The following is a 16,296-nucleotide window of genomic DNA, read 5'->3' on the forward strand; positions in this document are numbered from 1 at the left end:
AGGTGATGATCACGTCTGTCGATCATACGGTTGTGGAGGCTGCTGGGGCGGCTGCGGGGTTCGTGATCGAACGTACAGATGGCGGTTCGGAGCCTGCGACTTTGTCGGTCGAGGCCGAGTATGCGTTGTTCGCTCATGCTTCGGGTGCGGACTACGGTGCCCGGTTGCGGGCGGTGACGGCTCCGGCGTGCGCTCTGGAGACGCCGGATATGCCGGAGTGCACGGTCCGGGAGAAGCTGGCTGACAGCAATGACCAGGCCGGCCAGACGGTGACGTGGGAGGTGGAGGTCCCCGGTGATGCGGTGGCCGGTCGGCAGGGCGTCCAGTCGGAGGGCGAGGAGGGCACGGTCGTCCTTCTGGCGGCTGGTGCGTCCAGTGATACGGGGACGTTCACGAAGACTCCGCTGTCGCCGTCGATGTCGTGGCAGGCGGGTTCGTCGGGGGGCGGGTTCTCGACGTCGTATCCGTTGGCGGTGCCGCCGGTGGCGAGCGGGATGGCGCCGCTGGTGGCGTTCGAGTATTCGTCGTCGTCAGTGGATGGCCGGACGAATGCGGAGTCGGCGCAGACGTCGTGGATGGGTGAGGGCTGGTCGTATGAGCCGGGGTATATCGAGCGGTCGTACCGGTCGTGTGCGCAGGACAAGGCGACGACCCCGTACCACACCAACAACACTGGCGATGAGTGCTGGGTCGAGGCGAATGCGACGATCGCCTGGGGCGGCCGCGCCACGGAACTGGTCCTCGACGACGGCTCGAACACGTGGAGGCTCGCCGACGACGACGGGTCGAAGGTCACGAAGTACACGGGCCCGGGGAACTGGGGCAACGGCGCGGAGACCTGGAAGGTCACGGTACCGGACGGGACCGAGTACCACTTCGGGCTTAACCGGATCAAGTCGGGGTGGGTGACCGGGGATCCGGAGACGAACTCGACGTTCAACGTGCCGGTCTTCGCCAACCACTCCGGCGAGCCGTGCTTCTCCACGACGTTCGCGAACTCGTGGTGCACGATGACGTGGCGGTGGAACCTCGACTACGTCGTGGACCGCAGCGGCAACACCATGACGTATTACTACAAGAAGGAGACCCCGAAAACGGGGTGGCACGGTTCGGCGACGTCGCTGAAGAACTACGACCGGGCCGGGTACGTCGAGAAGATCGTGTACGGCACCCGCAAGGGCCAGGAGTACGTCGGCAGCCCGCCGGCCGTGGTCGAGTTCACCAACGCCGACCGGTGCCTGTCCTCGTGCTGGCTAGATTCGACCACCCCGGACGAGCCGCATTGGCCGGACACGCCCTGGGATCTGAACTGCCCCCAGGCCTGGACGTCGTGCACGGGGAACAAGTCGCCGTCGTACTGGAACTACAAACGCCTGTCCAAGGTCACCACCAAGGTCTTCGTCAGCGGCGCGTACAGCACTGTCGACGAGTGGGTCCTCGACCACGTGTTCCCCGCGACGGGGGAGCCGACGGTCGATCCGGCGCTGTGGCTGGACGACATCGTCCACACCGGCAAGGCCGTCACCCCGCCGATCACTTTGAACATGGTCCACTTCGGCGGGGCGACGATGGCCAACAGGGCCGGGTTCGAGGCTGTGAACACCGGGGTCAACGTCTACCGCGTCCGCCTGGGGTACATCACCAACGAGTACGGCGGGCAGACGAAGATCGCCTACGAGAACTCCGACTGCGGCTCGGGGATCGCCACCCCGAATCCGGCTGACAACCCCCGGCGGTGCTTCCCGCAGTACTACACCGACCCCGACGACGACAGCGACGCCGGGTGGACCTGGTGGAACAAGGTCCGCGTCACGTCCGTCACCGAGGACGACCTCGTCGGCGGGCAACCCGACGTCGTCACCAGCTACACCTACTCGATGGAAGGGTCGTCGGTCACCGCGCTGTGGCACCACACCGACAGCAACCGGTTCTCGACCCGGCTGAACAACCGGTCCTGGGCGGACTTCCGCGGCTGGCCGACGGTGACCACGGTCAAGGGCACCGGCACCGGGCACTCCACGAAGACCAAGCAGCTGTTCTTCCGCGGTATGCACGGCGACCGCACCGACTCCGGATGGGGCAACCGCACCGCGAACATCACCAACTCGGAGAACCAGCAGTACACCGACCTGTACTACCGGGCCGGGTTCCTCTACGAGGAAATAGTCGTCAACACCGACACCGCCGTGGCCGACAGCAAGAAGCTGCACTTCCCCTGGCAGTACCAGACCGGGTTCGACTCCCTCGGCGGCGGAATCATGCCGTCGGCGCTCGCGGCGAACGTGGTCAGGGAGAACACCACGATCTCCCGCACCCGGGTCACGTCCACGGGCAGCCCGGTGATGACCGACACGAAGACCACCACCACCTGGGACCCTGCCTTCGTCCGGGTCACCCAGATCACCAACAACGGGAAGGTGCTGTTCAACACCACCACCAACCCCTACGGCGACGACACCGGAACGTATGCCGGAGACGAGACCTGCACCAAGCTCGAATACGCCGCCACCACCGCAGCGTGGATGACCAACAGGGTCTCCGCCACCTTCATCAACTCCGGCCTCACCTGCACGGCGATGTCGCAGACCGCGACACTGGCCGCGACACGGACCTACTACGACAACGAAACGGTCAACGGAGCCCTGCCGACCACCGCCGCCCAGGTGCGGGGACTCCCGTCGAAGACCGAGGAACTCTCGGAGTGGACCCCTGCGGCTAGCTACACGGCCACCGGCCTCACCGCCTACGACGACCTGGGCCGCGCGACGTCGGTCACGGACACCACCAACCGGCTGACCACCACCACCTACACCCCGCAGCTCGGAAACCCGGTCACCAGCACCAAGATCACCCAGGTCGTCAACAACACGACCGGTGCCGGGCTCGACACCACCACGACCCTGGACCCGCTGCGGGGGCTGCCCTTGACGGTCACCGACGCCAACGGCAAGGTCACCACCGGCGAATACGACGCCCTCGGCAGGCTCACCAAGGTCCGGCATCCCGGCAACGCCTCAGCGTTCCCCGACGTGCAGTACACCTACCAGGTCCAGAACACGCTGCCGTCCTACATCAAAACCAGCACCCTCATCCCCAGCGGAGCCTCCGGCGACGCCCAACTCGACTCCTACGAACTGTTCGACGGCCTCGTCCGACCGCTGCAGACCCAGGCACCAGGCGCCAACGGATCCCGGGTCGTGACCTACAACAAGTACGACGCCCGCGGCGCGGTGACCGAGACCGGCCCCCAGCACCACAGCGCCGCCACGGCGTCCGGGACCCTGGTACCGCTGCAGACCAACAGCTCAATCGGGTACACGAAGCTGACCTACGACGGACTCGGCCGCAAAACCACCGAGCAGCTGTGGTCGGCGAACGGGGCGGGCCCCGGCCGAGGTGTCCCGGGTGACCTACAGCTACACCGGTGACAGCGTCACCGCCGACCACCCGACCGGCGGAACCGACATCACCACGGTCGCCGACGTCTTCGGACGCACCGTCCAGCTCAAGCAGTACACCCAGGGCAGCACCCCCACCGGCGCCGCGGACACCAGCTCCTTCAAGTACGACCGCCTCGGGCAACTCATCGAGGTCAAGGATTCGGCGTCACCCGTCAACACGTGGAAGTACACCTACGACCTGCAGGGCCGAAAGGTCAAGACGGAGGATCCCGACGCTGGCACGATGACGACCCACTACGACCCCCTCGGCCGCGCCGACTACACGATCAACGGCAACGACGACAAGACCATCACCACCTACGACGACTTCGGCCGGATCACCGCGACATACAAGGACACCCAGACAGCAGCCAACCAGCTCACCGCCTACACCTACGACCCCGTCGGCGCCCTCGGACAGCTGGCATCGGCCACCCGGTACACCGCGGGATCGACAGGGCCCGCCTACATCCAGCGGACAGCCCAGTTCGACGACGCCTACCGGCCGAAGAAGACCGAGACCGTCATCCCCGCCGGCACCACACCCGCCGAAGCGGCCCTCGCCGGGACCTACGTCACCACCGCCACCTACCGCAACAACGGGGCACCCGCCACCACCGTCTTCCCCTCCCTCAGCGCCCAGCCGACACAACCCCTGGGCGGCCTACCTGCAGAGACCCTGACCTACGGATACAACACCCTCGGCCAGCAGGCATCTGTCACCGGCAGCAGCGGGCAGGCATACGTCGCCGACACCGCCTACGAATTCGACGGACTTCTCCACCAGCAGATCCTCGGCAACTCCGGCAGCCCCAGCAAACAGGTCCGGCACACCCTCGACTACGTCCCGGGAACCCGGCGCCTCGCCACGTCCCTGGTCGAAACCGCACACCAGACCAACCCCGGAACCTGGACCAGTCGCACCACCGACGACTACACCTACGACCTCGCAGGCAACGTCGCCAGCATCGCCGGCAAGTCCGGCACCACCGCCGACCTCGAAGAGTGCTTCGGCTACGACAATCTCCGCAGGATGACCGCCGCCTGGACTCAGAGTTCTGGCAACTGCACCACACCACAGAAAACCGGTGCTGCGGCATACGCCTACTGGACCAACTGGAACTTCGGCGCCACCACCGGAAACCCCGCCGGATCCTCGGGCAACCGCAGTACCCAGACCAGCTACAACGCAGCCGGAACCCCCACCTCTACATCGACATACGACTACACCCTGCCGGGAATCGGCGGCCCCCACGCCGTCGACACCGTCACCACCAACGGCACCACCGCCACCTACACCTACGACAAAGCCGGCAACACCCTCACCCGCCCCGGCCAAACACTGAAATGGAACACCGAAGGCCGCCTCGAACGGCTCACCACAACCGCAGGCCAGACCAACTACATCTACAACGCTGACGGCACCCGGCTCCTGCGCACCGACCCCGACGGCACCGCGACCCTGACCCTGCCCGACGGCACCGAACTCTCCGCCACCACCACACCCACAACGATCACCGGCACCCGCTACATCGCCGGCGTCGCCGTTCGCACCGGCGCCACCACGCTCGCCTGGAACATCGCCGACCACCACGGCACCGGCCAGGTCACCATCGACCCCGCATACCTCACCGCCACCCGCCGCCGCAGCACCCCCTACGGCGAACCCAACCCCACCGGCACCCCCGTACCGGGCTTCGGTACCAAGGGCTTCGCCGGCGGCACCACCGACCCCACCGGACTCACCCACCTCGGCGCCCGCGAATACGACCCCACCATCGGCCGCTTCCTCAGCGTCGACCCCGCATTCGTCTCCGAAGACCCCCAGTCCTGGAACGGATACACCTACGCCAACAACACCCCCGTCACCCTCAGCGACCCCACCGGCCTAGCCCCTGTCGGGTGCTTCAACACCAACGGCTGCTCCTGGGTCCGCACTGCCAGCATCCAACCGAAACGCAGCGCAGCGCACGACATCCTCGGCGGCTTCGCCTGGCTGCCGATCATCGGCGACTTCGCCATGTACGGCGACGCCCTCCTCTACGAAGCCGAAGGCAACCAAGCAGCCGCCGACGAGCTCTACGACACCCTCGCCGTCATCGCCAACCTCACGGTCCTGGGGGCAGTCGTACCTCCAAGCGGACTAAAGTTCGGCCGACGCCTGTGGACCCTGGCCATTGAGAAGGCCGGCGTTATGGAAATTCATGCCGGGGTAGAGCTAGCCACCAAGTTCGCCGAGAAGAAGGTCCCCTACGGATCTACGGAACTCAGTAAGCTCGCTATTCAGTACCGCTTGGACAACCCTAGTGTCAAGTATGGCCAGAATGTTGCGGTCTTCGTAGTCAACGGACCCGGAGGCCAACGAGTCATCATCTCGCCCAATGTCCCTAAAGGCCCACACTCCGAATATCTCATCGACCAATACATGAAAGGTCTAACACTGCCAAAAGGAAAATCACTCGAGGTCGTTGCGGTCTACTCCGAGTGGGTGCCATGCAAGGGCGACTGCATGGCCATGGTGGAAGCATATGGGAGTGCGGTAGTGTCATGGTCATTCAAAGATGGGCAATCCGCGCGCACTCCGATCCGTGAAATGATTGAACGACTCAGATCAAGGAACAGGCCAACTGACCTATGAACTTCGACAGTCGCATACTCGCTGCGTTGACCGCTCCAATGGAGGAAGTCACCGAGGGTACAGAAGTAGAACGCGGACTTGCCGGCGTAACCGCTTCTCTAACCCACGCCGACAATGAATTCCTCACCACGTGGGGGCTACCCCGCTTCGACACCTTCCAGCCACTCGCGCCCGATGAGGTGACCATAGACAAATACGGATATTTCGCGCACGTCGCCAACCTGGGCACGGTCAGCAGTCCCATGTCCAAAATAGTCTTGTCCGACAAAGGAAAAGTACTTTCGTGCGACTTCGACCGTCCCGGCAATTTCAAGTACGTCAACACTTCCATGGTGCAATTTGCAACCACAATGTGGCGATACCACTACGTCAGCGAAATTCTGGTCGAAATGAATCAGGACGACGAGAATTTTTACCCTGGTCTGCAGCTCTTCTGGCAGTACTGCTGCGCGGTTGACCACATGGTTGACCTTGATTCCACCGTCTCGTACTGGCAAGGACGGGTTGAAACCCTCTAGCTAATCACAAGTCCGGCTCCGCCCAAATTTCTCAGCGGAGCCGGACTTGCTCCTACCGACGTGTGACCGCGACCAATTGCTAGCCTCCGCGCCGGAGGGTTGCCCACGTCATGTCATACCTCGGCAATAGCGGGACAGCGCGAGCGCCGGTCTGGCGCTCTCCCCGGGTCGCCGTCGCCGCCGAGGATTACCCAGGATTCCGGACAACCCCAAGGAACAGGCCGGCGGACCTATGATTTTCGATAAACGAATCATCACAACACTGACCGCGCCTCTGGAAGTAGTTACTAAAGGCAGGGACGCCGAACGCGGTCTCAGCGGTCGCATCTTAGGCCTTAATGAGACCGACAACGAATTCCTGTCGACCTGGGGACTGCCCCGCACCGAGATGTTCCACCCATTCCCTCCAAACGAAGTCGTCACAGACGACATGGACTACTTCACCCACTTCGGCAACTTCGGACCCGCAGATGAACCAACGACAAGAGCACAAGCCTTCAACGACGGCATGATCCTGTCGCGCACCTTCGACCAGCCAGTCCGCTACAAGATAGTCAACTCATCAATGATGCAATTCGGCACCACTATGTGGCGCTGGGTTAGCCTCAGTGAAATACTGATCGAGATGAGCGAGATGGACGAGGACTACTTCCCTGGATTGGCGCTGTTCTGGCAACACTGCCGTTCAGTCGACACTCGAATCGACCTGAACCCCGTCCTCTCGTACTGGCAGGCCCGGGTTCACAACCTATAAGGTAACTCCGGGATAGGTTGCTACATGAGATACTTCGGATCTCGTAGAACCGGCGAAATGCCGGCACCGCGAGATCCCAGGGAGACATTACGGGCCTGTCAAGTTAGCGGCTCTGGTGCGAATCGGTGATGACGGATCGGAGTCATATGGTTACGGGGATGATGTGGCAGGTCGGCCGCGCATACTACCCTTGAGTTGGCTCCTCGTTCGGCCTTTGGTTCCAGCCGTCAAGGTATACGAACCAGCATTGTGGCTGGTCAGTCGTTCAGGCAGCGGTCACTCAGCGTCACCACCGGAATCGCGACAGAGCCCACCGCAGTTCTTGTTCGAAACCTGGGGTGAAGCCTCTACAGCGGTCAGGTGTAGATCCTGTCGACTATCAGCCGTTCGAAGAGGTCACAGCCATCCGATTGGCAGAGTCCAACCGAGACCCGATCTTGATAGGCTGCATTGACTTCGTGATCAGCCAATCGCGTCGGCGACGGATCCAGAATGGACGCGCCGTTCGGCGGACTTCATCCGGGGTCGGCACGACCGAGCTATGTCGCGTCTTGGGCTCGAAACGGCTCCCGGTTCCCGTTGCCGGAGACGCAGCGACTGCACTTGATCAGCACCTGTGGCGCCGTTAGCCTCCCCTTTGTGGCGTACTTCGGCTCGATAGTCCTGACCCGGTCGAACAGGCGTGTGCCTGCCTTGCCTTCCGTCGGGCGCATCGGCTACCGGCACGTCCGGTTGCGCGAGCTCGGCGGAGGCTGGCAGGTGCTGGAGACGTCTGGCGCGAACGATCCGCCGGACCTCGTCGAAGCCGTTGCCGAACTGGCCGAGCTCTGGTCGGAACCGGTTCTCGCCGCATACGTCAACGCCGGCGACTGCGTCCAGATGCACTGGGCGGCGCCCGGCCGCGAGGTCAGCTCGGTGCACCTGCCCGGATCGCAGTCGACCGACGACTGCGGCTACCTGCACCGCCCGCAGTTCATCGCGCGCCGAGACCCGCATGACGTAGCCGAGGATCTCGCGGGCTGGGCTGCGACGGCAGGTCTAACTGTTTCGCGACGACGGCTCGAGCGTGCTGTGTCGCACGAGTACGACGGGGAGACCAGCCTGTCGGCGCATCGTCGAACCTTCGAGCTCATCCGGGCCTTCGGGTTCGCGGACATCCCCCCGTCGGTGACGTACACGGTGGACCCCTACGGCGAGCCGTTCGATCTCATCACGTTCAACATGTTCGGGCTCGCTTTCCGCGCTCGCAGCAGCGCAGCGGCGCGCAGTCAGGGCTACTCATACGCAGCCGGACCCGAGCAGCCGTGGGAGCGACAGGCGATCGAACTGGACGCGGACATATTCGCCGCGGCGTTCGCGGACGAGGTCGATCGCGGCGCTCTTTTCTCCCGTGCCTTGCGGGTTCATGAGGCGGAGCAGACCGCGAGTGCGGGGACTGCACCGCAGCCTCAGGAGGTGTCGCCCGGTGTAGCGAACCCACTCCGGCTCTCCCTCGACCTGGCCGAATCAATGATCGCCTCCCACCGACTCGGCGCCGGCTACTCCTACCCGGACCCCGCCGTCGGCACCGGCACATGGCCGGAACTCGCCGACGACGACCCGGCGGCGCCGCACCGGCAACAACCACCCGACGCTGCCCGTGCCCTGTCTGCCGAGGGCACGCCTTGAGCCGCAGCGACCGCCCGGTACAGAGCCTCCAGCGGCATGCCACCTACGGACGCGACGAAGATCAACGCACGGATCGCGCATAGCTCCGCGCTATGTCACCTGTGGTGACGGGGTTTCTCAACGTCGGTCCTGGATCGGGACCGCGCCCGATCGGGTACCGCGGATCCGTGGCCGGGTCGTGTTCCAGAAGAACCCTGGTGGTGCATTGCCCCGTAGAAGTAGTCGAGGGCCTCCTCGCGTGCCGCCAGGTCATCGTCGAGGAGCAGAGGAAAGACATGCGGGGCGGCGGTGGCCGGACCGTAGGCGTGGTCCATGGCCGCCCAGTCGATGCCGTGCAGGTGAGCGAGGGCTGGCGGCTGCGGCGCGGTCATCGGCGGATCTCGCACGACGGTACGACTCATCCGCTCCGGCATACGCCACCAGCCCAGCGCTGCCGTTTCATCCGCTGCGGTGGCATCACCGGCACAGCCTGCGCGGTTGTGGGCGTAGACCTGCGGGACATCTCGTACCTCTATCCCTTCACCGTTGGAGCGCCGGTCGAGGCCTATTACCCTGCCGCAGCCTGCGACGTCGCCGTGGCCATCACCACCCCGATCGAGGCGCGGTCTGAGCGTTGCTTCCGCAAGATCGTCGGATAAGGGCCTTGTCGGACGGTGCCAGCGGAGGCGGATCTGTCAGCACCTGGGTAATGTTCCAGAGGCCGGTGCGATCGAGCTATGGAGGCGGCCGGGCATCCCTCGATCGTTCCATGCATCCTGAGATGAACGGCGGACACAACATGACGGCGGTATCGGGCCAGCGGTTGGCTGTGTCGAATCCGGCGGTCGCTGAGGATGGGGCAGAGGACGATCTGCGGGGATTGTTCGGGCAGTCCACCGCTGTTTATGCCTCGCTCGCGGGACCGGCGCACCTGGTGGAGTCGGCAAACCCCGCGTTCTTCGCCGCCATCGGCGGAGGACGGACTCGTACCGGGGTCGCGATCGTGGACCTGATTCCCGAACTGTCAGCGCAAGGATTCCACGCCCTGCTGGAGCAGGTGTACCGCACGGGTGAACCCAGCACCGGTCGTGACCTCCGCGTCGTGCTGGGCACCGGCGCGCATGCGCGGGAGGCGTTCTTCGACCTCGCCTGTGAGCCGCGCCGAGGCGCCGAGGGCACGGTGACCGGGATCCGTGTGATCGGGGTGGAGACCACCCAGGTCAAGCACGCCCAGCAGCTGATGGCTGAGCACCGGGCACTGCTGGAGCAGATCGCCCGTCAGGCACCGCTGACGGAGGTGCTCGACGGTATGGCCCGCTGTATCGAGGACCTCTCACCGCAGGAGGTGCTCGTCTCGGTTCTGATCGCCGACGCGGATGGCCGGCACCTGCGCCACGGCGCCGCACCGAGCCTGCCCGATTTCTACAACGAGGCCATCGACGGGATCGCGACCGGTGAAGGCGTCGGCTCCTGCGGCAAGGCAGCCCACCGGCGGCAGCCGGTCATCGTCACCGACATCGTCACCGACCCGTTCTGGAGCGACTTCCGGGACCTGGCCGGCCGGGCCGGGCTGGCCGCCTGCTGGTCCACGCCGATCCTGGCCCGCGACGGCGGCCTGCTGGGCACTTTCGCCATGTACCACCGGACCCCGCGTGTCCCGCAGGACGCCGACCTCGCCCTGGCCCGGGTCTTCGCCGGCACCGCGGCCCTGGCCATCGAATGCCACCACAGCGAGCGGGCCCAGCAGATCGCCGAAGCACGCGCCAAGTCAGCCCATGACGACCTGGTGGAGGCGGTCCGCGCGGAGCAGAAACTGCGTGCCGAGGCCGAGCAGCGTGCCGCCGCCGCCGCGGAACTCGCCGCCCGGATGCGGACCGCCGCCGCCGCGCAGGCCGCATCACCGCACCCCGAGCGCTGCCAGCTCGGCGGCACCCCCGGGTGCACCGCACCAGCCGAAATCAAGGTCGCCGATCCATGGGGCGACGCGGCATGGGGCTGCACCAGCCACGTCGAGGAAGCCCTCATCAACGTGCGGTCGGTCTTCATCGCCAATCAAGACCTCGGCGGTTTGGCCGCGTACCGCAACCGCTGAAGACCCAGCAGGCGCCGGGCTCGACATCGTCTGCATGAATGGTTGTTTCGTCCTGGCGGGCAGAGAGCTCAGTTCTTCGATCGGCGATCTCGTCGGGACGGACATCTGAGCCTTCGTGCAGACGGCCAGTACTTGGTAGGTGCTCGCCGCCAACCGGCATCGCAAGATCAAAATTGAGCAGCTCGGGCCGCTGCGGAGCCTAGCGGACGCGACCGCCCTAATCAGGCTTGTGCCGCTCGGCCGTTATCCCCGCCTCGACGAGATCGCCGAGGCGGCGATCATGCTCGCCTCCGGAGCGCTCGACTGCGCCAACGGCCACACGATCACCCTGGACGGCGGCCTCACTGTTCAGCTTCGTCCGGTCGACGTCGAGCGCGCACCGGCTTGAAACGGACACGGCGAATAACCGTTTGAACCAGCCGCCCATAGATCGGGTACCATCACAGCACTTGGTCGGTGTCATCCAGGCATCGTGCTGCGGTACCCGCACCCGATTCATTCCTTGGTGAGGACCGCAGTGATGACCGATTTCAGCACCATTCGCCAGCAGCGGCCATGATCGCAACGCAGGACAACGACTTTCGTCTCCGCGTTGCTGGGACCGAGAACATGCCCCTGAGCGTGGTGGTGCCGATCCGCAACCGTGCCTTCGTGATCAACCGTGTCCTGGACGCCATCGCTGCGAGCAAAAGCGTCGACCTGGAGGTCATCGTCGTTGATGACGCCAGCGACGACGACGGGGCCTTTCGAGCAGCCGCCCACCCTTGTAGTCCAACTGTGGTCAGGTTGGCGAAGCCGATCGGCTCGTCGGTCGCCCGCAACGTGGGCACGATCCTCGCCTCCGCGCAGACGGTCGCCTACGTCGACGGCGACATGCTCCTGCCGCCACTAACCCTGCACGAGCTGGCCGCCCGAGCTGCCGACGACCTCGTTCTGCTGGGTTTCCGCCAGCACGTGCCCGCTGCGGCGATCGATGCCGGACCGCTCACGCCCACGAGCGTCGACCTCGACCAGGACCCTCGGGTGAGTACCATCTTCCCGGTCGGCATCCTGCCGTTCAGCGGCGCGATCCTGGACGGCCCGGAGTACTGCCGGCTATTGGAGGAGACCGATGACCTGCGCACGCTCGGCCACGGGCGGTGGATCCTCGACTGGGCGCTGCCACGGACCGTGATCACCGCTCTCGTTGCCATGCCCCGGGATGCGGTCATCGACGTCGGCGGCTTCCATCCCGGCTTCCACGGCCTGTGGGGCGCCGAGGACGCGTATGTCGGGGCCAAGCTGATCGCCGCAGGCTGCAAGGTGGCGCCAGTGCGAAGCGCGGTCGGGCTGCACGTCGACCCGCCCGAGGCGCAGCCGGAAAACGGCAAGAAGCAGAGCAGCCTGCCCCGTACCGTGGCGTTCTACCGCTCGCTGCTGGCACAACCGATGCCGGTCGGCGGCGACACGTGGCTGCGTGAGCACGCGCGGGCACACCTTGACCAGGCCACCGTGATCCGCGGTGACCGCGCACTGATCCGTTCCGTGAGCTGACCGAACCGAGGTGACATCCGTGACCGACCTGACCATGCAGGACGCGCTATCCCGGCTCTCCGCCTACTGGGGTGGACTGGGCTGCCTGACCGTCCAACCGATGAACACCGAGGTCGGAGCGGGCACCCTCAACCCGGCGACCGCGCTGCGGGTCCTCGGCCCAGAGCCGTGGAAGGTCGCCTACGTCGAGCCGTCAGTGCGGCCGGACGACGCCCGCTACGGGCAGAACCCCAACCGGATCCAGTGCCACACCCAGTTCCAGGTGATCCTCAAGCCTGATCCCGGCAACCCGCAGGAGCTCTATCTTGGCTCGCTGGTGGCGCTCGGCGTCGACATCACCAAGCACGACGTGCGGTTCGTAGAAGACAACTGGGCCTCTCCAGCTCTGGGTGCGTGGGGTCTGGGCTGGGAGGTATGGCTGGACGGTCTGGAGATCACCCAGTTCACCTACTTCCAGCAGGCCGGCGGCATCACGCTCAACCCCGTCTCGGTGGAGATCACCTACGGCATGGAGCGCATCCTCATGGCGCTGCAGGGCGTACGCCATTTCAAGGACATCGAGTACGCCCCCGGGATCAGCTACGGCGAGGTGTTCGGGCAGACCGAGTACGAGATGTCGCGCTACTACCTCGACGACGCCGACGTGCCGACCAACCGCGAGCTGCTGTCGGCGTACGCCGCCGAGGCCCAGCGGATGATCGACGCCGGACTGCCCATCCCGGCGCACTCGTTCGTCCTGAAGATGTCGCACGCCTTCAACGTCCTCGACGCCCGCGGCGCCGTATCCACAGCCGACCGGACCAACGAGTTCGCCCGAATGCGCCGCCTGTCCAACGCCGTCGCCAAACTGTGGATCGCGACTCGCGAAAAGGAAGGCTTCCCGCTCGGGCAGGTCGCACCGCCACCGATGACGGCCACCACCTGGTGCGAGCAGCCAGAGCAGGTCGGGCCGCAGCTGCTCGTCTTCGAAATCGGCGTCGAGGAGATGCCGCCCGCCGAGGCCCGCGACGCGCGCCAGCAGATCGAGACCGCGCTGACCACGCGGCTCGAAGCCGGTCGGCTCACCTACGGCACGGTCCAAGTCCGGGCCACACCCCGGAGGATCGCCGCCATCGTTACCGACGTATCCGACCGCGAGACCGATGCGGTCACGACGGTTCGCGGCCCTCGGGCCTCAGCCGCCTTCAAGGACGGTATGCCCACGGCCGCTGCGCTCGGCTTCGCGCGCTCCAACGGTGTCAGCCCGGACGACCTGGCAACCGTCACCGCCGACGGCGTGGCCTACGTCTGCGTACAGCGCGAGGAGCCTGGCCGTCCAGCCGTCGATGCGCTGGTTGAGGCGCTGTCCATAGTCGTCGGCGGCCTGCGATCGGCGAAGAACATGCGCTGGAGCGATCCGGAGCTGGTGTTCACCCGGCCGATCCGATGGGTGTTGGCGATGTGGGGCAACGAGCTGGTTCCGGTGACAGTCTCCCGCCTGTCGCCAGGTGCCTCGACGCGGGTGCATCGCAACGCCGACCAACCAAGCGTGTCCGTCAGCTCCGCGAACGAGTATCTTCCGGCACTCGCAGCTGCAGGCATCCTGCTCGATGAGACCGTCCGCAGGAAGGTCATCATCGACGCGGCCCGCGCGGAGGCTGACAAGGTAAATGGCAGCATCGATGCAGACGGGGAGGCATCCCTGCTCGACCAGATCACGTTCCTAGTCGAGCAACCGACTGCCATACTGGGCGACTTCGACCCGCGCTACCTGGGCCTACCCGATGCCATCCTCACCACCGTTATGCGCAAGCACCAGCGCTACCTGCCGGTACGCGACGGCCAAGGCCAGCTTCTGCCCCACTTCGTCGTGATCGCCAACGGCGTGATCGACTCGGCAACCGTCCAGGCAGGCAACGAGGCTGTGCTGCGGGCACGGTTCGAGGACGCGGCGTTCTTCTACCGTGCCGACCAGACAATCCCGATCGCAACCATGCGCGAACGCCTGCATCGGCTCACGTTCACCGACAAGCTCGGCTCCATGGCCGACCGTGCCGACCGCATCGCAGCTCTCGCCCAGGTGCTCACCTCCGGCATACCCCTGGGGGAGAGAGAGAAGGCGACGCTGGAGCGAGCCGCGCAGATTGTCAAGTTCGACCTCGGGTCTCAGATGGTTACCGAGATGACCAGCCTCGCGGGCGTCATGGGTCGCGAGTACGCGCTGTACGCCGACGAGACTACTGACGTCGGCGCTGCCATATTCGAGGCCGAGCTGCCCCGCCACTCGGGCGACCAGCTCCCGCAGAGCACGCCGGGTGCCTTGCTGGCCTTGGCGGACAAGCTGGACTCTCTGATCGGCCTGGCCGCGACGGTGGGCCTGCCCACCGGCAGCAGCGACCCGTTCGCGCTACGTCGGGCCGCAGTCGGGACGATCGCGATCCACCGCGGCACGCCCGCCCTCGCTGGGTTGTCGTTGCGCGATGCCCTCGCTGAAGCGGCCCGGCTCCAGCCGGTGCCCGTTGCTAGCGAGACGATAGGCGCGGTCGGTGAGTTCCTGGCCCGGCGGTTGGAGCAGCAGTTCCTCGAGGAGGGGCACGCCGTCGACAGGGTACGCGCGGTCATCATCCACGCTGACCGACCCAGCACCGCCGACCGCGTGCTCCGCCAACTCACCGACCTCATCGAGACCCCGGACTTCCGGCGGCTCGCCGCTGCCCTGCAACGAGCGAGGCGCATCTCGACGACTGGCGGCCCTGCGTACAACCCAGTGACGTTGACGGAACCGGCGGAGCAGTACTTGCATGAAGCAGCCAGCAGAACCGCCAACGACCTGCCCGAACATCCGGATCTTGGTGACCTCGTTGCCGCCGGCGGTGATCTGCCTGCTGCTGTAGACACGTTCTTTGACGACATCCTCGTAATGGCGGACGACCCTGAGGTTCGAGCACGCCGCCTGGCCCTGGTCGGGGCGGTCGCCGCGCTTGGTGAAGGAGTGCTCGACTGGCAGGCCCTAAAGCTGTAGCGCCGAGAGCGAGGAGGGCCAACGGTAGACCGCAGAGTCGCTGCCGCGGCCCGCCTCGCCCGGCTACGCCTGGTTAGCTTATGGGCGTGGTGCTGTTCAGCCCTGAGGGCGAGGTTGACCGCCGCGTTGCGGTCCGCCTGGTACCCGCATGCGTCGTACGCGAACACCCGCTAGTCCAGGGATACCGCGGGTGCCAGGGTGCGGCACGCGCTACAGGTTTTGGTATACGGGTACCACCGGTCGACCAGGACCACCCGCCCGTAGTGCCAGGTCTGTAGGTGATCTGGCGGGCGAGTTCACCCCAGGCGGTGTCGGCGATCGCGGCAGCGAGGCGGTAATTGCCCAGCATGCCGGTGATGTTCAGGGTCTCCAGAGCGAGCCGGTCGTGGGTATTGACCAGCTGGTTAGAGACCTCATGCAGGAACCGCGCCCGGACCGCCTCCACGTGTTGAACGCGTTGATCAGGTCGAAGCCGGTCCACGGCACTTTCACCACACCATCACGGGCCTTAGCGTCCAGGGGTTGCTTGACCAGGCGCAGGCACTGGTTGTACCCGAACCGGGATGCACCCGCGTGCCGCCGCAGCAGGTCTTCCTGCTGGGGCGTGGGGTCCGTAGCGAACCGGAAATGGTGAAACGAGTCACGACCCGCACCATTCCACGCGCCACCGGAC

The 16,296-nt window shown here is 65.6% G+C and carries 10 protein-coding genes and 1 pseudogene; 10 read left to right on the top strand and 1 reads right to left on the bottom strand.

What is annotated here, in order from left to right; genetic code table 11:
• Positions 1-101: 101 nt before the first annotated feature.
• The 10 genes from F4553_RS39755 (at position 102) to F4553_RS39800 (ending at position 15,623) form a co-directional block, all read left to right on the top strand.
• Complete coding sequence (locus F4553_RS39755) at positions 102-3,428, top strand: RHS repeat domain-containing protein (RefSeq protein WP_184846891.1); 3,327 nt, start codon at positions 102-104, stop codon at positions 3,426-3,428.
• Positions 3,406-6,078, top strand: coding sequence for an RHS repeat-associated core domain-containing protein (locus tag F4553_RS41605; RefSeq protein WP_184846893.1), 2,673 nt, complete (start codon positions 3,406-3,408; stop codon positions 6,076-6,078). Before F4553_RS39755 ends, F4553_RS41605 begins: the two co-directional genes overlap by 23 nt.
• 26 nt (positions 6,079-6,104) lie before the next feature.
• A complete protein-coding gene (locus F4553_RS39765) occupies positions 6,105-6,596 on the top strand; it encodes an SUKH-4 family immunity protein (protein ID WP_184846895.1) in 492 nt (163 codons plus the stop codon).
• A 232-nt stretch (positions 6,597-6,828) separates the two neighbouring features.
• A complete protein-coding gene (locus tag F4553_RS39770) occupies positions 6,829-7,350 on the top strand; it encodes a hypothetical protein (RefSeq protein WP_184846897.1) in 522 nt (173 codons plus the stop codon).
• A gap of 639 nt (positions 7,351-7,989) precedes the next feature.
• The gene (locus F4553_RS39775; protein WP_184846899.1) at positions 7,990-9,018 is read left to right on the top strand and encodes a hypothetical protein; all 1,029 of its coding nucleotides are present in this window, start codon (positions 7,990-7,992) and stop codon (positions 9,016-9,018) included.
• Positions 9,019-9,215: 197 nt separating this feature from the next.
• Positions 9,216-9,656, top strand: a complete 441-nt coding sequence (locus F4553_RS39780) for a hypothetical protein (RefSeq protein ID WP_184846901.1) — start codon at positions 9,216-9,218, stop codon at positions 9,654-9,656.
• A 140-nt stretch (positions 9,657-9,796) separates the two neighbouring features.
• The gene (locus F4553_RS39785; RefSeq protein WP_184846902.1) at positions 9,797-11,089 is read left to right on the top strand and encodes a GAF domain-containing protein; all 1,293 of its coding nucleotides are present in this window, start codon (positions 9,797-9,799) and stop codon (positions 11,087-11,089) included.
• Positions 11,090-11,228: 139 nt separating this feature from the next.
• Positions 11,229-11,477 carry a hypothetical protein gene (locus F4553_RS39790; RefSeq protein ID WP_246467624.1) on the top strand — a complete coding sequence of 83 codons (249 nt, stop codon included), beginning with the start codon at positions 11,229-11,231 and terminating at the stop codon, positions 11,475-11,477.
• A 167-nt stretch (positions 11,478-11,644) separates the two neighbouring features.
• Positions 11,645-12,622 (top strand): glycosyltransferase, encoded by a 978-nt coding sequence (locus tag F4553_RS39795; RefSeq protein ID WP_184846904.1) that lies wholly within the window; start codon positions 11,645-11,647, stop codon positions 12,620-12,622.
• A gap of 19 nt (positions 12,623-12,641) precedes the next feature.
• On the top strand, positions 12,642-15,623 hold the full coding sequence (locus F4553_RS39800; RefSeq protein WP_184846906.1) for a glycine--tRNA ligase: 2,982 nt from the start codon (positions 12,642-12,644) through the stop codon (positions 15,621-15,623).
• 360 nt (positions 15,624-15,983) lie between these two features.
• Here the strand turns inward: F4553_RS39800 and F4553_RS43085 are convergent.
• Positions 15,984-16,238: pseudogene (locus tag F4553_RS43085) on the bottom strand (helix-turn-helix domain-containing protein); the annotation flags it as partial.
• Positions 16,239-16,296: the final 58 nt, after the last annotated feature.

Origin of the sequence: Allocatelliglobosispora scoriae, from assembly GCF_014204945.1 — a bacterium.
Lineage (GTDB): Bacteria > Actinomycetota > Actinomycetes > Mycobacteriales > Micromonosporaceae > Allocatelliglobosispora > Allocatelliglobosispora scoriae.